General features: G+C 75.2%; 16 protein-coding genes. 4 read left to right on the top strand and 12 right to left on the bottom strand.

The features are described 5' to 3' along the window. From ATM99_RS16940 to ATM99_RS16920, 5 genes are all read right to left on the bottom strand, one after another. On the bottom strand, positions 1 to 381 hold a 381-nt coding region (locus ATM99_RS16940), incomplete at its 3' end, for a hypothetical protein (RefSeq protein WP_062103996.1). Next, entirely contained in the window at positions 378 to 737 is a 360-nt protein-coding gene (locus ATM99_RS16935) for a DUF948 domain-containing protein (protein ID WP_062103989.1), read from the bottom strand. The genes ATM99_RS16940 and ATM99_RS16935, both read right to left, overlap by 4 nt. A gap of 209 nt (positions 738 to 946) precedes the next feature. Further along, positions 947 to 1,573, bottom strand: coding sequence for a 30S ribosomal protein S4 (rpsD, locus tag ATM99_RS16930; RefSeq protein WP_062103988.1), 627 nt, complete (start codon positions 1,571 to 1,573; stop codon positions 947 to 949). A gap of 235 nt (positions 1,574 to 1,808) precedes the next feature. Next, entirely contained in the window at positions 1,809 to 2,234 is a 426-nt protein-coding gene (locus ATM99_RS16925) for a peptidoglycan-binding protein (protein WP_062103987.1), read from the bottom strand. A gap of 151 nt (positions 2,235 to 2,385) precedes the next feature. Beyond that, positions 2,386 to 3,765 (bottom strand): replication-associated recombination protein A, encoded by a 1,380-nt coding sequence (locus tag ATM99_RS16920; protein ID WP_062103986.1) that lies wholly within the window; start codon positions 3,763 to 3,765, stop codon positions 2,386 to 2,388. Positions 3,766 to 3,863: 98 nt separating this feature from the next. On the opposite strand from ATM99_RS16920, the gene ATM99_RS16915 reads away from it, so the two are divergent. Further along, positions 3,864 to 6,095, top strand: a complete 2,232-nt coding sequence (locus ATM99_RS16915) for an MMPL family transporter (protein WP_062103985.1) — start codon at positions 3,864 to 3,866, stop codon at positions 6,093 to 6,095. 57 nt (positions 6,096 to 6,152) lie between these two features. After that, the gene (locus ATM99_RS16910) at positions 6,153 to 6,530 is read left to right on the top strand and encodes a hypothetical protein (protein WP_062103984.1); all 378 of its coding nucleotides are present in this window, start codon (positions 6,153 to 6,155) and stop codon (positions 6,528 to 6,530) included. Between the two features lie 13 nt (positions 6,531 to 6,543). Here ATM99_RS16910 and ATM99_RS16905 read toward each other — a convergent pair whose 3' ends face one another. The 6 genes from ATM99_RS16905 to ATM99_RS16880 all read right to left on the bottom strand — a co-directional run bounded on the left by ATM99_RS16905 (position 6,544) and on the right by ATM99_RS16880 (position 13,280). Beyond that, positions 6,544 to 7,311, bottom strand: a complete 768-nt coding sequence (locus tag ATM99_RS16905) for an N-acetyltransferase (RefSeq protein ID WP_062103983.1) — start codon at positions 7,309 to 7,311, stop codon at positions 6,544 to 6,546. Further along, positions 7,308 to 9,107, bottom strand: coding sequence for an aspartate--tRNA ligase (aspS, locus tag ATM99_RS16900; protein ID WP_062103982.1), 1,800 nt, complete (start codon positions 9,105 to 9,107; stop codon positions 7,308 to 7,310). The genes ATM99_RS16905 and aspS overlap by 4 nt, the downstream gene beginning before the upstream one ends. Before the next feature lie 171 nt (positions 9,108 to 9,278). Further along, the gene (locus ATM99_RS16895) at positions 9,279 to 10,337 is read right to left on the bottom strand and encodes an Rv2578c family radical SAM protein (RefSeq protein WP_062103981.1); all 1,059 of its coding nucleotides are present in this window, start codon (positions 10,335 to 10,337) and stop codon (positions 9,279 to 9,281) included. Between the two features lie 31 nt (positions 10,338 to 10,368). Beyond that, entirely contained in the window at positions 10,369 to 11,007 is a 639-nt protein-coding gene (locus tag ATM99_RS16890) for a hypothetical protein (protein WP_223305228.1), read from the bottom strand. A 118-nt stretch (positions 11,008 to 11,125) separates the two neighbouring features. Then, a complete protein-coding gene (gene hisS, locus ATM99_RS16885) occupies positions 11,126 to 12,499 on the bottom strand; it encodes a histidine--tRNA ligase (protein ID WP_062103980.1) in 1,374 nt (457 codons plus the stop codon). Positions 12,500 to 12,557: 58 nt separating this feature from the next. Beyond that, a complete protein-coding gene (locus ATM99_RS16880; protein WP_062103979.1) occupies positions 12,558 to 13,280 on the bottom strand; it encodes an MBL fold metallo-hydrolase in 723 nt (240 codons plus the stop codon). Positions 13,281 to 13,500: 220 nt separating this feature from the next. Here ATM99_RS16880 and ATM99_RS16875 point away from each other — a divergent pair, with 220 nt between their 5' ends. After that, positions 13,501 to 14,250 carry a peptidylprolyl isomerase gene (locus ATM99_RS16875; RefSeq protein ID WP_062103978.1) on the top strand — a complete coding sequence of 250 codons (750 nt, stop codon included), beginning with the start codon at positions 13,501 to 13,503 and terminating at the stop codon, positions 14,248 to 14,250. Continuing rightward, on the top strand, positions 14,247 to 16,076 hold the full coding sequence (locus ATM99_RS16870; protein WP_062103977.1) for a DUF349 domain-containing protein: 1,830 nt from the start codon (positions 14,247 to 14,249) through the stop codon (positions 16,074 to 16,076). Before ATM99_RS16875 ends, ATM99_RS16870 begins: the two co-directional genes overlap by 4 nt. Positions 16,077 to 16,761: 685 nt before the next feature. Here ATM99_RS16870 and ATM99_RS16865 read toward each other — a convergent pair. After that, positions 16,762 to 19,167, bottom strand: a complete 2,406-nt coding sequence (locus ATM99_RS16865) for a bifunctional (p)ppGpp synthetase/guanosine-3',5'-bis(diphosphate) 3'-pyrophosphohydrolase (RefSeq protein ID WP_223305227.1) — start codon at positions 19,165 to 19,167, stop codon at positions 16,762 to 16,764. Positions 19,168 to 19,186 lie beyond the last annotated feature (19 nt).

The following is a 19,186-nucleotide window of genomic DNA, read 5'->3' as shown; positions in this document are numbered from 1 at the left end:
GAAGAAGGGTGCCTGCTCGTCGTCGTCCGGGTCCTGGGTGGGCTCGTCGGCCCAGCCGCGCGCGGCGAGGTCGGCAGCCAGCGCGTCGCGCGGTGCACCGCCGAACGTCTCCCTCAGCTCGGTGCGCCGGCGCGGGGCCGTCGCGCGCAGCGCCTCGAGGTCGACGTCGCCGACGAGCGCGTCGAGCAGCTCGGCCTCGCGCTCGGCGACACCGGCCCGGAAGTCGTCGCGCGCCGCGCGCAGCGCACGCGTCACGCGCAGCGCGCCGTCGACCGCCTCGGCCGAGCCGGCCGGCGCGTAGGTCTCGACGAGCCGACGTCCCTGCCGCACCACGACCACCGTGAGCGCGACGCCCACGCCGACCCAGAACAGCCGCCTCATCGGCTGCCGCCCCCGCGCAGACCCGCCAGCGCGCGCCGGACGCCGTAGGAGAACGCCGCGACCTTGAGCAGCGGTGCGCCGACGGTCGCGGTGACGAGCGAGGTGAGGGCGGAGACGTTCTCGCCGACCTGCGCGGCCGCGGTGGTGACGGTGTCGACCTTGTCCATCTGCGTGGCCGACGACGCGACGACCTTGGCGGTCTCGTCGAGCACCGGCAGCGAGTGGTCGGTCAGCTCCCGGACCGACGTCCGCGCCTCGTCGAGCACGCTCCCGAGCTTGAGCAGCGGGACCGCCAGCAGCCCGACGAGCAGCACGAACGCGATCGCGGCGATGAGTCCCGCGACGTCACCGAGCATGGATGCGTCCCCTCCTGTCGCACGTCGCCGGGACCGGCGCCGCGCACTCCACGTGGCGCGACGACCCGCGCCGCGACCTGCGCCACCCTACCCGCCGGCGCCGTGCCGTCCGCGCCCCTGCCGGGCGCGTGCCGCAGGAGCACCGCACGGCGCAGAGACGCGGACGCCCCGCGGCGCAGCAGCGCGGCGGGGCGTCCGTGGCAGGCGGATCAGCGGGCGTAGTACTCGACGACCAGCTGGACCTCGCACGTCACGGGGACCTCGGCGCGCTTGGGGCGGCGCACGAGCGTGGCACTGAGCTTCTCGAGCTGGACCTCGAGGTAGCCCGGGAGCGTCGGAAGCACGTCGCGGTGGGCACCGGCGGCGGCCACCTGGAAGGGCACGGTCGCCTGCGACTTGGGCTTGATCTGGATGGTCTGGCCCTCGGCGACGCGGAAGGACGGACGGTCCACGATCTTGCCGTCGACCAGGACGTGGCGGTGCGTGACCGTCTGACGCGCCTGAAGGATCGTGCGGGCGAAGCCGGCGCGCAGCACCAGGGCGTCGAGGCGCGTCTCGAGGTCCTCGACGAGCGCCTCACCGGTCAGGCCCGGGGCCTTGCGGGCGTTCTCGTAGGCCTTGGCGAGCTGCTTCTCGCGCAGCGCGTACTGGGCGCGCAGACGCTGCTTCTCGCGCAGCCGGACGGCGTAGTCGGACTCGGTGCGACGACGCGCACGGCCGTGCTCGCCCGGGGGGTAGGGGCGCTTCTCGAAGTGCTTGACGGCCTTGGGCGTCAGGGCCAGGCCGAGCGCGCGGCTCAGGCGGACCTGGCGACGCGAGCGGGTCACGTTGCTCACAGCGGTACTTCCTGTCGTGTCTCGTGACGATCACACCCACGTACCGGACGAGGTCCGGACGGACGGGACGCCCGGCGGGTGCGGGGCCGACCTCGGTGCACCCGGCACGGAACACGGGTGCGGGCTGAGGCCCCAGGGATGTCACCCGCGCGTCGAGCGTCAGGCAACCCCGCGATGCTACCCGCCGGGGGCCACGAGCGGAAATCCCGTCGTGGCCGCCCCGGCGAGGACCCGCTCAGGCCGCGAAGCGGGCCGTGGAGCAGAACGGCGCACCCGAGCCGTTGGAGTAGCCCCGGAACTGCATCGCGTTGTGCGTCCTGGGACCGTACTCCCCGTCGGCCGTCAGCCCGAGCCGCTTCTGGACGGCCACCAGGGCCGCGCGGGTCCCCGCGCCGAAGATGCCGTCCACGGCGATGGCCTGCCCGTAGCAGCCCTTGAGCGAGTCCTGCAGGTAGCGGACCGCCGCGCCCTGGTTGCCCTGCACCAGGTAGCAGCTGTTGGTGCCGTTCGTCGACGAGTACGGCACCCCGATGTTGCCCTCGCGCGGGTCGTAGGTGTTGCAGGGGCCGTACGCCGCCGACGCGGGCGCCGCGGCGACCAGGCCGAGCCCCGCGGCGAGGACGAGCGCGAACGTGCTGGACAGGAGACGCTGACGCGACATGGGAGAGCTCCGTGGGATCGGTGCGCTCACCGGGCGCCCCGTCGTCGTCGGCAGGACCACGTCCGCAGACCCCCGGTGACGGACACCAGCAGTCAAGCAGGGTCGGGGCACGCGCACCCCGCACTCGGACGACCGACCTGGAGGACGCCCGTCAGCCGTCGCCGAGGATCGCGCGGACGCGTGCCAGCCGCTCCGACACCGAACGCTCGAAGCCGCGGTCCGACGGCTCGTAGTAGCGCGCGCCCACGAGCTCGTCGGGCAGGTACTGCTGCGCGGCGACCGCGTGCGGCGCGTCGTGCGCGTACACGTAGCCCTTGCCGTGGCCGAGGCCCTTCGCACCCGCGTAGTGCGCGTCGCGCAGGTGCGCCGGGACGGAGCCGATGCGCCCCGCCCGCACGTCCTCCATCGCGCGGTTGATGCCCGCGTAGGACGCGTTCGACTTGGGCGCCGTGGCGACGTGCACGACCGCCTGCGCGAGGATGATCCGCGCCTCCGGCATGCCGATGAGCGCGACCGCCTGGGCGGCCGCGACCGCGGTCTGCAGCGCGCTCGGGTCCGCCATGCCGACCTCCTCCGACGCGGCGATGACGACGCGCCGGGCGATGAACCGCGGGTCCTCCCCCGCCGCGACCATGCGCGCCAGGTAGTGCAGCGCGGCGTCGACGTCGGACCCGCGCATGGACTTGATGAACGCGCTGACCACGTCGTAGTGCTGGTCCCCGTCGCGGTCGTACCGGACCGCCGCGACGTCGATCGCTCGCTCCATCGTCGCGAGGTCGACGACCGCCGGCTCCCCCGGGTCCGTGTCGGGGTCGCGGTCCCCCAGGGCCGCTCCCGCGGCCGCCTCGAGGATCGTCAGCGCCTTGCGCGCGTCCCCGCCCGCCAGCCGCAGCAGGTGCTCGGCCGCCTCGTCGACGAGGGTGACCGACCCGTCCAGTCCGCGCTCGTCCTCGACCGCGCGCTCCACGAGGGAGCGCACGTCGTCGGTGGTCAGCGGCTGGAGCGTCAGCAGGAGCGAGCGCGAGAGCAGCGGCGAGTTCACCGAGAAGGACGGGTTCTCCGTCGTGGCCGCCACCAGCGTCACCCAGCGGTTCTCGACGCTCGGGAGCAGCGCGTCCTGCTGCGCCTTGGTGAAGCGGTGCACCTCGTCGATGAACAGCACGGTCTCCGACCCGTCGGCGGCCAGCCGGCGCCGCGCGTCCTCCACCACCGCGCGGACGTCCTTGACCCCGGCGGTCACGGCGGACAGCTCGACGAAGCGTCGTCCCGACGTGGCCGCCACGAGGTACGCGAGCGTCGTCTTGCCGGTGCCCGGCGGCCCCCACAGGATCACCGACGAGGGTGCGGCACGCCGCGTCGCCTCGTCGTGCGGCTCGACGAGGCGACGCAACGGCGAGCCCGGGACGAGCAGGTGAGCCTGCCCGGCCACCTCCGCGAGCGTACGCGGACGCATGCGCACCGCGAGCGGGGCACCGGCGGAGGGCGCGGGCAGCCCCTGCGCGGTCGACGTGACCGCGTCGAACAGGTCCATGCGGCGAGCCTACGCACCCCCACCGACGCGGCGCGGCGCGCCCGGCCGCCGACGCCCGACGGCACGGGACGTGCGCGAGCCCGTGACGACCTGCGAGCATGACCCGCGTGTTCGCACGCCTGGGTCGCTCGGTCGCCCACCACCCGCGCCTGACGGTCGTCGTCTGGCTGGTCCTCACGGTCGCCGGCTACGCCCTGGCCGTGCAGGGCCTGCACGGCGAGAACCTCTTCGACCGCATGAGCACCGGTGCGCCGGGCGTGCCCGGCGCCGAGTCGACGCGCGGGCAGCAGATCCTCGCGGCGGAACGGACCACCGGGCCGAGCGTCAACCTCGTGCTGTCGGGCGTCGACCCCGCCGACCCCGACGTAGGACCGGCGCTCGAGCCCGTGCGCGCCGAGCTGGCGGCCGTCGACGGCGTCGCGGCGGTGATCGACCCGTACGTGCTCCCCGGCGGGGCCACGAGCCCGGCCGCCGCACCCCTGCTCGCGCAGGACGGTGACGGCTTCCTCGTGGTCGTCGAGCTGGCGCCCGACCTGGACGAGGACGCCCAGACCACCGCGCTCGCGCAGGTCGAGGACCGGCTGCGCGCGGTCCCCGAGGACCTGGGCACGGTCGCGCCCGACGCGCGCGGCGTGGTCGGCGCCGAGCACCTGATCGTCCAGGAGATCACGCACCAGGTCGAGCAGGACCTGCGCACGGGCGAGCTCGTCGCGCTGCCGGTCGCGCTGCTGATCATGGTCGTCGTCTTCGGCGGCTTCCTCGCGGCCGCCATGCCGATGGCCGGCGCGCTCGCCTCGATCGCCGGAGGGCTCGGCGGCCTGCTGGCGATGACGTACGTGATGGACGTCGACGCGTCGGTCGTCAACGTCGTGACGGTGCTGGGCCTCGGGTTGTCGATCGACTACGGCCTGCTGGTCGTGTCGCGGTTCCGCGAGGAGCTGCACCGGCTCGTCGACACCGACGGCGGGCAGTCGAGCCGGCGACGTCGCGGCGACGGCCCCGTGGTCGTCGCGGTCGAGCGCACGATGGCGACCGCCGGACGCACGGTCGTGTTCTCCGCGGTCACGGTCGCCGTCTCGATCGCCGGCCTGCTCGTCTTCCGCCCCGACATCCTGCGGGCGATCGGTGCGGGCGGGGTCGTGGTCGTGCTCGTCGCGGTCGCGACGGCCGTGACCCTGGTCCCGGCGCTCCTGACGATGACGGGCCGCCGGCTCGTGCGTCCGGGGCTGCTGTCCCGGCTCCCGGTCCTGCGGCGCGCCTCGGACGTGCAGCGCGAGGAGGGCGCGTTCTCGGCGCTCGCGTCGCGCGTGCAGCGGCACCCGTGGTGGGTCATGCTCGGGTCGGTCGTGCTGCTCGCGCTGCTCGCGGCCCCCGCGCTGCGCACGGAGCTGCGCATCAGCGGCCTCGAGCTCCTCCCGTCCGGGACCTCGCAGCGCGAGTACGTCGCCGAGCTCGAGCAGAACTACCCGGCCGCGGCCTCCCCCGCCGTCACGGTCGTGGCCGCGACGTCGCTCGAGGACGCGAGCGCGTGGGCGGCACGTCTCGCGGAGCTGCCCGACGTCGCCTCGGTCGACCCGCCGGCGCCTCTCGGCGCGTACGTCGTGATCGGGGTGCGCGCCGCGACCGACGACCCGGGAGGGGCCGTCGCGGCCGACGTCGTCCGCGAGGTGCGCGCCTCCGACGTGCCGTTCGATCGGTGGGTCGTCGGCCAGGCGGCGTCGCAGATCGACTTCACGGCCTCGCTCGTCGCCCGAGCGCCGCTCGCCCTCGGCATCGTCGGGGTCGCGACGTTCGTGCTGCTCTTCCTCATGACGGGCTCCGTCGTCATCCCGGTGAAGGCGTTGCTGACCAACGCGCTGTCGATCCTCGCGGCGCTCGGCGTCATGGTGTGGGGCTTCCAGGAGGGGCACCTCGAGGGGCTGCTCGGCTTCGAGTCGCCCGGGGGCATCGAGACGTACGTGCTCGCCCTCGTCGTCGCGTTCGCGTTCGGGCTCGCCATGGACTACGAGGTGTTCCTGCTCTCGCGCGTCAAGGAGCTGCACGACGAGGGGATGCCCACCGACGCCGCCGTCCGGCTGGGGCTGCAGCGCTCCGGGCGCATCATCACGTCCGCCGCGGCGATCATCGTCGTGGTGTTCGCGGGCTTCGTCGCGGGCGACCTCGTGGTCATCAAGGAGGTCGGGCTCGCCCTCGCGGTGGCCGTGCTCATCGACGCGACGATCGTCCGGCTGCTGCTCGTGCCCGCGACCATGACCGTGCTCGACCGCGTCAACTGGTGGGCGCCGGGCCCGCTGCGCCGGCTGTACGACCGGTTCGCGATCCTCCACTGACACGCGTCACCCCCGCGGCCCACGCGCGCTCCGGGGACGCCCTGGTAGGCAGGACGCATGCACGAGGTCGCACCGTCACGACTCGTCCCCACCGACCCCCGGGCCTACCGACGGCTGCGCCGGCGAGCGCGTGCGTGGACGGCCGTCGTCGTGGCCGTGGTCGCGACCACCGTCGCCGAGATCGCGCTGCGGGTCGGTTCGTACGACCCGCAGACGCAGGCCTCGGCCGCGTCGACCTTCTTCCACGCCGCGCTCGTGCTCGCGTGCCTCGTCCCCGTGCTGTGGTTCCAGTGGCGCCGCTCGTTCCGCGCACGCCCGCAGCGCCTGTCGGTCCACGACGGCGACGGCGCGTGGATCGGCGTCCCCGAGCTCGACGAGCCACCTCGTCCGCACCTCACCCTCGGAGCGGACGGGCCGGCCCAGCACCGCTGGTGAGCGTGCGACGGGGTCAGGGGCGGTCGGCGCCCGGCGGGCCGTAGCCGGCGTTCTCGGCGTCCACGGCGAAGCCCAGGGACGCGTAGACGCGCCGCGCGGCGACGTTGTCCGCGTACATGCCGAGCGAGACCCACGGCGCCCCCGCGGCGAGCGCGGTCCGCGTCGCGACGGCGGTGAGCGCCGTCCCGAGCCCTCTCCCGCGCGCGGCGGGCACGACGCCCAGGCCGTGCAGGTGCACCGACCGCGCTCGGTCCACGCCGCCGCGCCACGCGACCCCGATCACGCCGAGCAGGTCGTCGTCGGTCCCGACCCCCCACCACGCCGCGTCGTCGTCGGCACCCGGCCGTGCCTGCGTCGTGGGGTTCGCGGCGTCCAGGCACGCACCGATCGCCGCGCCGTCACGCACCGGGTCGAGCGCGCGCACGGCGTCCTCGCCCGCGACACGGGTCGGGGCGGTGGCGGTCGTCAACCGGTCCCACGACGTGCGGGGCACGACGCCCGCCGCGGCGAGGACCTCGGGCGGGACCGGCACGTCGCGGGGCGCGGTCACCCAGCGTGCGCCCGACGCGTGCGCCACCAGCGCGGGCGCGAGCAGCACGCCGAGCGACCCCGTGTCGCCGAACGCCCAGACCGCCGGCCCCGCACCGACGTCGCGCACGAGGACCGCCGCGTGGTCGTCGGCCGCAACGACGCGCGCCGAGGCCCAGCGCTCCCGGTCGGACAGGACGTCACGCCGGGAGCGCAGGGCCGCGGGCAGCCGGGCCAGGAGCCCGTCGGTCACGCCGAGGCGGGTGCCTCGGGCGCCGCGTCCGCCGCCTTCGGCTGCTTCGGCCTCGCGTCGACGCCGGTCTCGCGGCGCTGCTCGACGGAGATCGGCGCGGGCGCACCCGTGAGCGGGTCGTAGCCGCCACCCGACTTCGGGAACGCGATGACCTCGCGGATCGACTCCGAGCGCGTCAGCAGGGCCGTGATGCGGTCCCAGCCGAACGCGATGCCGCCGTGCGGCGGGGCGCCGAACTGGAACGCGTCGAGCAGGAAGCCGAACTTCTCCTGGGCCTCCTCGGGGCCGATGCCCATGACCTCGAAGACGCGCTGCTGCACGTCGCGGCGGTGGATACGGATCGAGCCGCCGCCGATCTCGTTGCCGTTGCAGACGATGTCGTACGCGTACGCGAGGGCCGCGCCCGGGTCCTGCTCGAAGCGGTCGACCCACTCGGGCGTCGGCGACGTGAACGCGTGGTGCACCGCGGTCCAGGCCCCGCCGCCGACCGCGACGTCGTCGTCCTCGCCCGTGGGCTTGAACAGCGGCGCGTCCACGACCCACACGAAGGACCACGCGTCCTCGTCGATCAGCCCGCCGCGGCGGCCGATCTCGAGGCGCGCCGCTCCGAGCAGCGCACGCGCCTCGGACTGCTTGCCCGCGGCGAAGAACACCGCGTCGCCGGGCTGTGCGCCGACCGCGGCGGCCAGACCGGCCCGCTCGGCGTCGGTGATGTTCTTGGCGACGGGGCCGGCGAGCTCGCCGTCCTCCCCGACCGTGACGTAGGCCAGCCCCTTGGCGCCGCGCTGCTTGGCCCACTCCTGCCACGCGTCGAACCCGCGACGGGGCGTGCTCGCGCCGCCCGGCTGGACGACCGCGCCGACGTACGGCGCCTGGAACACCCGGAACGGCGTGTCGGCGAAGTACGACGTGAGGTCCGTCAGCTCGAGCCCGAAGCGCAGGTCGGGCTTGTCGGTGCCGTACCGCTCCATGGCGTCGGCGTAGGTCATGCGCGGGATCGGCGTGCTGATCTCGTGGCCGATGAGCCGCCACAGCGCGGTGAGGACGGCCTCGGCGAGCTCGATGACGTCGTCCTGGTCCACGAAGCTGGCCTCGACGTCGAGCTGCGTGAACTCGGGCTGCCGGTCGGCACGGAAGTCCTCGTCGCGGTAGCAGCGGGCGATCTGGTAGTACCGCTCGAGCCCGCCCACCATGAGCAGCTGCTTGAACAGCTGCGGAGACTGCGGCAGCGCGTACCAGCTGCCCGGGGCGAGTCGCGCGGGCACCACGAAGTCGCGCGCGCCCTCGGGCGTCGAGCGCGTGAGCGTCGGGGTCTCGACCTCGACGAACCCGCGGTCGTCGAGCACGCGGCGCGCCGCCTGGCTGACCTGGGCGCGCAGGCGCAGCGCACGCGCCGGGCCCTGCCGGCGCAGGTCGAGGTAGCGGTAGCGCAGCCGCGCCTCCTCGCCGACCGGCTCGTCGACCGACGCGGACACCTGGAAGGGCAGCGGCGCGGACTCGTTCAGCACGACGACGTCGTGCGCGACGACCTCGACCTCACCGGTCGCGAGGTTCGCGTTCTCGTTGCCGTCGGGCCGGCGCCCGACCTCGCCGGTGACCTGCAGCACGTACTCGGCCCGCAGGCCGTGCGCGACCGCCTCGTCGCGGATGACGACCTGGGCGATGCCCGATGCGTCCCGCAGGTCGACGAACGCCACGCCGCCGTGATCGCGCCGCCGGTCCACCCAGCCCGTGAGGGTGACGGTGGTGCCGATGTGCTCGGCTCGCAGCGAGCCGGCGGTGTGGGTGCGCAGCACGGGAGGAGGTCCTTCGGATCGGGTGCACGACGCCCGGTCGGGCGTCCGGACGATCCTAGTCGCGGGACGAGCGGCGGACCGCACCCTCGCGCCGGCACGCCGCGGGCGCGGCCGCACGCGACGTGCGCGGTGGCGCGCTCGGGTCGCACGACCCGGCCGGACCGCATGGCCTCAGAAGAGCGTCGGGACCGGCACGCGGTCCTGCGCCGAGGTGCTCGCCACCGCCGCCGGCGCACCGCCGGCCCGGGCACGCCAGGCCCGCCGGTCGTCGCCGGACCCGAAGCCGTGCCGCGCCAGCAGCGGCGCGACGCGCGCGTCGAGCCAGCGCTGGTAGTCGCGGGGCACGTACGCGCCGTCGCCGTACAGGCGCTGGTACCGCGGCAGCAGCGCGGGACGGTGGGTGCGCAGCCAGTCCCCCGTCACCGCCTTGACGGCACCGCGCAGGTGCAGCGCGAGGACGGTCACGGACGTGGCACCCGCGTCGCGCAGCGCGCGCAGCAGCGCGTCCAGGTGCTCCTCGTCGTCCGTCAGCCACGGCAGCACCGGCGCGACCAGCACACCGCACTCCAGCCCGGCCTCACGTGCCGCGCGCACGAGGTCGAGCCGCGCGCGAGGCGTCGGCGTACCGGGCTCGAGCGCCGCCTGCAGCTGCTCGTCGACCGTCGCGAGCGACACGCTGACCGCGACGGCTCCGCCCGCGGCGACGACGTCGCCCAGCTGGGGCAGGTCGCGGCGCAGCAGCGTCCCCTTGGTCAGGACGGACAGCGGCGTGCCCGAGCCCGCGAGCGCGTCGATGATCCCGGGCATGAGCCGGTAGCGCCCCTCGGCGCGTTGGTACGGGTCGGTGTTGGTGCCGAGCGCGACGTGCTCGCGTCGCCAGGACGAGCGGGCGACCTCGGCCCGGAGCACCTCGACGACGTTGGTCTTGACGACGATCTGCGTCTCGAAGTCACGGCCCGCGTCGAGGTCGAGGTACTCGTGCGTGGGGCGCGCGAAGCAGTAGGCGCACGCGTGCAGGCAGCCGCGCATCGGGTTGACGGTCCACCGGAACGGCACCGCCGAGGCGTCGGGCACGCGGTTGAGCGCGCTGCGGCACAGCACCTCGTGGAAGGTCACGCCCGCGAAGTCGGGCGTGCGGACGCTGCGCACGAGGCCGGGCAGCGTCCGCAGCTCGAGGCCGGGCAGCGCACCGGCGTCGACCTGCTGGGTCTTCTGCCCGTCCCATCGCACGCACCGAGTCGAACACGTGTTCGAACGACTGTCAACGGGGCGGGCCGATGCGGACGTCGACCGCCGTCACCGACGGGGCGGCGGGCGCGGACGAGAACCCGAACCGCACGGGCGGGTCGACGGGACGCAGCGGTCCGAGCCGGCGCCCGCCCCAGGCCGCGTCGAGCGCGACGACGGCGTGCTGGTCGCGCGCGCCGTACGTCTCGCGTGAGCCGTCGCGTCCGGTGCCACGGGTCCGCACGCCCGGCACGAGCAGCCCCGCCACGGCGTCGACCGCCGGCGCGGCCGCCGGGAGGTCGACGAGCCGCGGCGGCAGCGCGCGCAGCACGACGCCGACGGCGGTGCGCCCGCCGACCGTGAGCCGCGCGTCGAGCGGTCCGGCCACGACGGTCCAGGTGCGGCCGCGCTCGTCGGGCACGACGCGGACGTCGACCAGGTGGACGGCGTCGAACGTGTAGAGCCGCTGGACGAGGTCCGCGACCGCGGGGCGTGGTGCGAGCAGGACGCGCGTGCCGTCGGGCCGCTCGACCATGACGTCCGCGAACGGGCCGAGGGGTGAGCGCAGCCATCGCCCGACGACCACGCGCGTCCCCTCGGCGCTGCCGACGCCGGCGATGTGCCCACGCAGCGTGAGCGGTCCGGCGGCGGGGTCGATCGCACGTGGGCTCACGCGCACACGCTAGGCACCCGGAGCCCGGACCGCGCGGCGGACCCTCGCCGACGGTCACGGCGGCCGATCGCGAGGTGGAGCGGCAGCGGTCGGGCGAGCGGCGGGCAGCCGCTGCGGCTCAGCCGGCGACGACGCGCGGCAGCAGGTCCTCGGCGGGCGGCGTCCACGACGCGGCGTCGGCGGCGACCTGCTCGCCCGAGCGGATGTCCTTGACCTCGTCGACCCGCGACGCGCCGTCGTCGGTGTCGTCGCCGACGAACCACACGTACGGGATGCCGCGGCGGTCGGCGTGCCGGATCTGCTTGCCGAACTTCGCGGCGCTCGGGGCGACCTCGGTCGGCACGCCCCGGGCGCGCAGCGCGGCGGCCACGGCGTCCGACGCGGCGCGGCGCTCCTCGCTCGTGACGGCGACGAGCACGGCGGTCGGCACGGACCGCGTCGCGCGCACGAGCCCGGCCGACAGCAGACGGGACACCAGGCGCGAGACGCCGATCGACAGCCCGACGCCGGGGTAGGTGGTCGCGCCGTCCGACGCGAGCGTGTCGTACCGCCCGCCCGAGCAGATCGACCCGAGGTCCTCGTGACCGACGAGCACGGTCTCGTAGACCGAGCCGGTGTAGTAGTCGAGGCCGCGCGCGATGCGCAGGTCGGCGACCAGCACGCCCGGGGCGCGCTCGGCCGCGGCGGCCACGAGCGCGCCGAGCTCGGCGAGGCCCTCCTCGAGGAGCTCGGTCGACGCGTCGTGGCGCGCCGCGAGCGCGCGCACGCGGTCGACGACGGTGAGGTCCTCGCCGTGCACCGCCGCGAGCTCGAGGCACGCCGCGGCCTGCGCGGGGGTGGCACCCGCCTCGGAGACGAGCAGCTCGGCGACGGCGTCGGCGCCGATCTTGTCGAGCTTGTCGATGCCGCGCAGCACGGCCTCGACGTCCTCGAGGCCCAGCCCGCGGTAGAAGCCTTCGGCGACCTTGCGGTTGTTCACGAGGATCCGCACGGGCGGCACGCCGAGCTCGCGCAGCGCACCGAGCGCGTCGGCCATCACCAGGGGCAGCTCGACCTCGTAGTGGTAGGGCAGCGCGCCGGCGCCCACCACGTCGATGTCAGCCTGCACGAACTCGCGGAAGCGACCGTCCTGGGGGCGCTCACCCCGCCACACCTTCTGGATCTGGTAGCGCCGGAACGGGAACGCGAGGTGCCCGGCGTGCTCGAGCACGTACCGCGCGAACGGCACGGTGAGGTCGAAGTGCAGGCCGAGCTGACCGGCCCGCTCGGCGGGCGCGTCGGGCTCCTCCTGCAGGCGCCGCAGCACGTAGACCTCCTTCGAGGTCTCCCCCTTGCGCAGCAGCTGGTCGAGGGGCTCGACCGCGCGCGTCTCGATCCCGGCGAACCCGTGGAGCTCGAACGTGCGGCGCAGCACGTCGAGCACGTGCTGCTCGACGATGCGCCCGTCGGGCAGCCACTCGGGGAATCCGGACAGGGGTGTGGGTCGCGCCATGCCCCGATGATCCCAGACGCACCGGCCCCGTCACGCACGCCCGGACGGACGGACCCGCTCAGCGCACCGCGTGGAGGTACGGGTTGGTCGCGAGCTCCGTCGCGACGTCCGTCGCGGGTCCGTGCCCGGGCAGCACGCGCGCCGCCGTCGGCAGCGCGGCGACGACGTCGCGCAGCGTGGCGGTCATCGCCGCCTGGTCGCCGCCCGGCAGGTCGGTGCGCCCGACGCTGCCGGCGAACAGGACGTCGCCGGTCAGCACGACGGGCTCCGCCTCGTCGGCGCCCAGCAGGTAGAGCGTCGAGCCCTCGGTGTGCCCGGGGGCGTGCCGCGCCACGAGGGTGACCCCGCCCAGCTCGAGCACCTCGTCCGCCGTGCGGCCCGGCGCGTCGCCCCCGAACGTCTCGACGCGGGACGGGGCACGCCACGTCCCGGGGTCGACGCCGACGGCCGCGAGCGCCTGCGCGAGCGGGCCGCCCGGGTCGCGCCGGGGGTCCAGCACGCCGAGCGTCGTGAACGGGTCCTCCAGGCGGTGCGCGTCGCCGGCGTGCAGCAGGACGGGGACGTCGAAGGCCGCTGCGAGGGCCGGCGCGTCCCACGTGTGGTCGGCGTGGCCGTGGGTCAGCAGGACCCCCCGGGGTCGCAGCCCGCGCTCCGCGACGGCGCGCCGCACCTGCTCCCCCGCGCCCGCACCGGGGTCGACGACGACGCACGTCCCGTCGTCCGCGACGACGACCGAGCAGCGCGCGGCGAACACCGGCGCGAGGACCGTGAGGATCTGCATCCGCCCACGCTAGACGAGGCGCCACGACGCCTCGGCGCGCGGGTCGCGGCGCACGTGCACGCCGACCGCCCCGCCTTGCCTAGACTGTCGGGGTCCGGCACCACGTCCGGTGCGCGGCACCGAGCACGGGACGTCCCCCGGACGGACGGCACGGGTGCCGCGGACGGGCGGCAGCAGGAGGCACGGCGCACGCCGCCGGCACGACGAGGCGAGGAGAGCGGTGTCTTCCAAGCGCGAGCGCGAGAACGCCCGCCGCCGGCACGAGAAGTGGCAGGCGCGGCAGGCCGAGGCGCAGCAGGCGCGGCAGCGCCGGGCCCGGACCGTGGCCGTCGGTGCCGTCGGCGTCCTCGTGCTCGGCATCGGGGCCGCCGCCGTGGTCGCGCTGAACCGCGACGACGCGCCCCCGGCCGCGGCCCCGAGCGCACCACCGGCCCGCACGGGCAACGGCGGGGTCGTGCCCGACCCGGCGCTCGCCGAGGACCGCACGTGGACCGGGACGCTGCGGACGTCCGCCGGCGACCTCGGGATCGAGCTCGACGGCGCCGCCGCGCCGCAGGCCGTCGCGAACTTCGTGACGCTGGCCGACGAGGGCTACTTCGACGGCACGCTGTGCCACCGCCTGGTGACGACCGGCATCCACGTGCTGCAGTGCGGCGACCCCACCGCGACCGGCCAGGGAGGCCCCGGCTACGCGTGGGGCCCGGTCGAGAACGCGCCCGCCGACGACGTGTACCCGGCGGGCACCATCGCGATGGCGCGCATCGGCGGCGACGGCGCCTCGATGGGCTCCCAGTTCTTCCTCGTCTACGAGGACTCGCAGATCCCGTCCGACGCGGCGGGTGGTTACACCGTGTTCGGCCGCATCACGTCCGGTCTGGACGTCGTGCAGGCCATCGCTGACGCGGGGACCCAGGACGGCTCCGAACGTCCGGTCACCGACGTCACCATCGAGGGAGTGGAGACCCAGTGACCGAGCACCCGACGACGCCGTCCGTGGACGACGCCGAGCAGGCTCCCCCCCTCGCGGGCGACGCGCCGGCGACCGAGGCACCCACCGAGGACGCAGCCGTCGCCCACGACGTGACCGTGGCCGACGAGGCCACCGCGGACGAGCCCGGCGAGGTCACGACCGCGGAGGCGGACGCCGCCGAGGCCGACGACGACGACGCGACCCCGGTCGACCAGGAGACCGCGACCGCCGCCGGCGACGTGCCGCCGGCCGAGGGCGGGACCACGACGGCTCACGAGTCCGAGGCCGTCGGCACGGAAGCGCCCGCCGCCGCGGCACCGACGTCCGAGGACGCCACGCCCGCGGGGACCACGACGGCTGACACCACGGCTGACGTCACCACGGCGGGGACCGCGGAGGCGCCCGCTCAGCCCGCTGCGACCTCCCCGGCGACGCCCGCTCCCCGGCCGCGTCCCCGCCCGGGCGGGCCTCGTCCGACGCCCGCGTCGCTGCGCCAGACCGCACGGCCCGCGGGCGGAGCTCCGGCCGTCACCCCGGTGCCGGTGCCCACGCCCGACGAGGAGGCCGAGGCGGCGCGCGCCGCGACGTTCGGCCGCGTCGACGAGGACGGCACGGTGCACGTCGTCGAGGCAGCCGGTGAGCGCGTCGTGGGGCAGTTCCCCGGGGCGAGCGCACCCGAGGCCCTGGCGCTCTACGTGCGCCGCTTCCTGGACCTGCAGGCGAAGGTGGCGCTCTTCGACGCGCGTCTGTCCGCGACGGACCTGTCGGTCAAGGAGATCGACCAGACGCTCGCGCGCCTGACGGAGGAGCTCGCCGAGCCCGCCGCGGTCGGCGACCTGGACGGTCTGCGGACGCGCCTCGACGGGCTGCGCGAGCGGGCCAAGGAGCGGCGGGCCCAGGCCGAGGCCGAGCGCGCCGCCGCGCGCGAGTCGGCGATCGCCTCCCGGACGCAGATCGTCGAGCAGGCGGAGAAGATCGCCGCCACCGACCCGGCACGCATCCAGTGGCGTCCGGCCGGCGAGCAGCTGCGCCAGCTGCTCGACCAGTGGAAGGACGCGCAGCGCTCCGGACCGCGCATCGACCGGCCCACGGAGGAGTCGCTGTGGAAGCGGTTCAGCCACGCGCGCACCACGTTCGACCGTGAGCGGCGGCACTTCTTCGCCGAGCTCGAGGCCCGCAACGCGGACGCGAAGTCCGCCAAGGAGCAGCTGGTCGCCGAGGCCGAGGCGCTCGCGACGAGCACCGACTGGGGTGCGACGTCCGCCGCGTTCCGCGACCTCATGACGCGCTGGAAGGCCGCGGGTCGCGCGAGCCGACAGGTCGACGACGCGCTGTGGGGCCGCTTCCGCACCGCGCAGGACGCGTTCTTCGCCGCACGCGACGCCGCCAACCAGGCCGTCGACGAGGGGTACCGCGCGAACCTCGAGGTCAAGGAGGCCCTGCTCGTCGAGGCAGAGGCCCTCCTGCCGGTGCGCGACCTCACCGCCGCGAAGGCCGCGCTGCGCTCCCTGCAGGACCGCTGGGACGCGGCGGGCAAGGTGCCGCGTGCCGACGTCCAGCGCGTCGAGGGTCGCATGCGCGCCGTCGAGAGCGCCGTCCGCGACGCCGACTCGGCGCAGTGGCGGCGCACGAACCCCGAGACGCGTGCGCGCGCCGAGGGTGCGGCGGCGCAGCTCGAGCAGGCCATCGCCGGACTCGAGGCCGACCTCGAGAAGGCGCTCGCGGCGGGCGACCAGCGCAAGGTCGACGAGGCGCGCAGCGCCCTCGACGCGCGACGCGCGTGGCTCGAGCAGGTGCAGCGCGCGGCCGCCGAGGCCCGCGGCTGACGCGTCGTCCACAGGATGCCCGTCCGCACCCCGTACCGGGGAGCGGGCGGGCATCCTGGCGTTCGTGACCACGAACGCCCCCGCCCCTGCACCCCTGCACCGGCTGCGGCCGCGCACGCCGCCCGTCCCGCCGGTCGTGCACCGCGCCGACATGACGCCGCTCGAGTGGGCCGGCCTGCACCGCGACGGGCTGCTGGCACCCCTGTGGCTCGACGCGGCGCGCGTCACGACGCACCCCGAGGACCCGGCGGTGCGGGCGGCCGCGCTCCACGCCCTCGTCCCGCACCGGGCCGCCGTCGGCCGGCGCAGCGCCGCCTGGGTGCACACGGGCGGTGCGCCGCCACCGCGATTGGACGTCCTCGTGCGCACGCGTGCACGGCGCCCCGACCCGCACCCCGATCGCCGCACCCACGAGGCCGACCTCGCGCAGGACGACGTCGTGGACCTCGGCGACGTCCGCGTGACCACGGTGCTGCGCACGGCGCTCGACGTGGCCCGCTGGCTCCCGGCCGACGACGCCGTGCCCGTCCTCCGGGCGCTCGTCGGCGTCGGCCTCGACACCGGCAGGGCCCTGCGCCTGCTGACCGAACGGAGCGGCGGTCGCGGCGTGCGCGGCGCGCGGGCGGTGCTCGCCCGTCGACGCCGAGCGCGGGGCGTCCTGCGGCCCCGCCGAGCCGTGCCGCTCTCAGGCGCGGATCGCCGGCTCCTCGGCGCCACGCGACCCCGTGATCCGGTAGACGTCGAACACGCCCTCGATGCGCCGCACCGCGGACAGCACGGACGCCAGGTGCGACGGCTCCGCCATCTCGAAGACGAACCGCGACAGCGCGACGCGGTCGCGCGAGGTCGACACCGAGGCGGACAGGATGTTGACGTGGTGGTCGGACAGCACGCGCGTGACGTCCGACAGCAGACGCGACCGGTCGAGCGCCTCGACCTGGATCTGCACGAGGAACAGCTGCGAGCTGGTGTGGGACCATGCCACCTCGACGATGCGCTCGGGCTGCTCCCGCAGCGCCTCGACGTTGAGGCAGTCCGAGCGGTGGACCGACACCCCGGCGCCGCGCGTCACGAAGCCGACGATGTCGTCGCCGGGCACGGGTGTGCAGCACTTGGCGAGCTTGACCCACACGTCGCCGACGCCCTTGACGACGACGCCCGGGTCGCCCGTGCGCACGCGACGCGCGGTGGCTCCCGGACGCGCCGTCTCGGCGATGTCCTCCTCGGCGGCCGGCTCGCCGCCCAGCGAGTGCACGAGCCGCTGCACGACCGACGCCGCGGAGGCCTGACCCTCGCCGACGGCCGCGTACAGGGCCGAGACGTCGGCGAACCGCATCTCGTGCGCGAGCGCGAGCAGCGCCTCGTGCGACATCAGGCGCTGGATCGGCAGGTTCTGCTTGCGCATCGCCTTGGCGATCGCGTCCTTGCCGTGCTCGATCGCCTCCTCGCGCCGCTCCTTGGTGAACCACTGGCGGATCTTGTTGCGCGCGCGGGGGCTCTTGACGAACGCGAGCCAGTCGCGGCTGGGCCCGGCGGTCTCGGAGCGCGACGTGAAGACCTCGACGACGTCGCCGTTCTCGAGCACCGAGTCCAGCGGGACCAGCCGACCGTTGACGCGCGCGCCCATCGTGCGGTGGCCGACGTCGGTGTGCACGGCGTACGCGAAGTCGACCGGTGTCGCCCCCGAGGGCAGCGCCTGCACGTCGCCCTTGGGCGTGAAGACGTACACCTCGGCGCCCGCGATCTCGTCGCGCAGCAGGTCGAGGAACTCGGTCGGGTCGGCGGTCTCCCGCTGCCAGTCGACGAGCTGACGCAGCCACGTCATGTCGTTGCCGGCGGTGTCGGGCTGCCCGCTCTTCGCGGTCTCCTTGTACTTCCAGTGCGCCGCGACGCCGTACTCCGCGCGCCGGTGCATGTCGTGCGTGCGGATCTGGATCTCCACGGGCTTGCCGCCCGGCCCGATCACGGTCGTGTGCAGCGACTGGTAGAGGTTGAACTTCGGCATCGCGATGTAGTCCTTGAACCGGCCGGGCACCGGGTTCCACCGCGCGTGCAGCGCACCGAGCGCCGCGTAGCAGTCGCGGACCGTGTCGACCAGGACGCGGACGCCCACGAGGTCGTAGATGTCGGCGAAGTCGCGGCCGCGCACGATCATCTTCTGGTAGATCGAGTAGTAGTGCTTGGGCCGACCGGTCACGGTGGCCTTGATCTTGGCGGACCGCAGGTCCGCCCCCACCTGCTCCCGGACGGTCGCGAGGTACTCCTCGCGCGCGGGCGCCCGCTCGGCGACCAGGTGCACGATCTCGTCGTAGACCTTGGGGTAGAGCGTCGCGAACGACAGGTCCTCGAGCTCCCACTTGATCGTGTTCATGCCGAGCCGGTGCGCGAGCGGCGCGTAGATCTCGAGCGTCTCGCGCGCCTTCTTCTCGGCGGACGCCGAGGACACGAACTTCCAGGTCCGCGCGTTGTGCAGCCGGTCGGCGAGCTTGATCACCAGGACCCGGATGTCGCGCGACATCGCGACGACCATCTTGCGGACCGTCTCGGCCTGCGCGGCGTCCCCGTAGGCGACCTTGTCGAGCTTCGTGACGCCGTCGACCAGCATCGCGACCTCGGGGCCGAACTCGCGGCGCAGCTGGTCGAGCGAGTAGTCGGTGTCCTCGACGGTGTCGTGGAGCAGGGCGGCCACGAGCGTCGACGGGGTCATGCCGAGCTCGGCCAGGATCGTGGCGACCGCGACCGGGTGGGTGATGTAGGGGTCGCCGCTCTTGCGCATCTGACCGCGGTGCGCCTGCTCGGCGACCACGTAGGCCTGCTCGATGACGCTGAGGTCGGCCTTCGGGTGGTTGGTGCGGACCGCCTGCAGCACCGGTTCGAGCGCGGGGTACGCGGGACCGGACCGGCCCGAGAGCCGCGCGAGACGTGCCCGGACGCGACTGGTCGAGCCCGTCGCGGGCTCCGGCTCCCCCACCCCGGTCACGCCGCCGGCGGGCGTCGACGGCACGCCCCGCGCACCGCGCGGCGGCGTCGCGGGCGCTCCGGTGACGGCCGCGTCGGCGGCCTCCGTACCGGTCCCCGTCTTGTCCGCCATCTCGCACCCTCCCTGGTCC

It is taken from the genome of Cellulomonas sp. B6 (genome assembly GCF_001462455.1).
Classification (GTDB): domain Bacteria; phylum Actinomycetota; class Actinomycetes; order Actinomycetales; family Cellulomonadaceae; genus Cellulomonas.
This window is presented reverse-complemented; position numbering and strand designations above follow the sequence as displayed.

Bases quoted from the DNA above. Each gene is read 5' to 3' on its own strand.
- ATM99_RS16865 (WP_223305227.1), bottom strand. From the start codon at position 19,167: ATGGCGGACAAGACGGGGACCGGTACGGAGGCCGCCGACGCGGCCGTC.
- ATM99_RS16915 (WP_062103985.1), top strand. From the start codon at position 3,864: ATGACCCGCGTGTTCGCACGCCTGGGTCGCTCGGTCGCCCACCACCCG.
- ATM99_RS16935 (WP_062103989.1), bottom strand. From the start codon at position 737: ATGCTCGGTGACGTCGCGGGACTCATCGCCGCGATCGCGTTCGTGCTG.
- ATM99_RS16910 (WP_062103984.1), top strand. From the start codon at position 6,153: ATGCACGAGGTCGCACCGTCACGACTCGTCCCCACCGACCCCCGGGCC.
- ATM99_RS16880 (WP_062103979.1), bottom strand. From the start codon at position 13,280: ATGCAGATCCTCACGGTCCTCGCGCCGGTGTTCGCCGCGCGCTGCTCG.
- hisS (WP_062103980.1), bottom strand. From the start codon at position 12,499: ATGGCGCGACCCACACCCCTGTCCGGATTCCCCGAGTGGCTGCCCGAC.
- ATM99_RS16920 (WP_062103986.1), bottom strand. From the start codon at position 3,765: ATGGACCTGTTCGACGCGGTCACGTCGACCGCGCAGGGGCTGCCCGCG.
- ATM99_RS16925 (WP_062103987.1), bottom strand. From the start codon at position 2,234: ATGTCGCGTCAGCGTCTCCTGTCCAGCACGTTCGCGCTCGTCCTCGCC.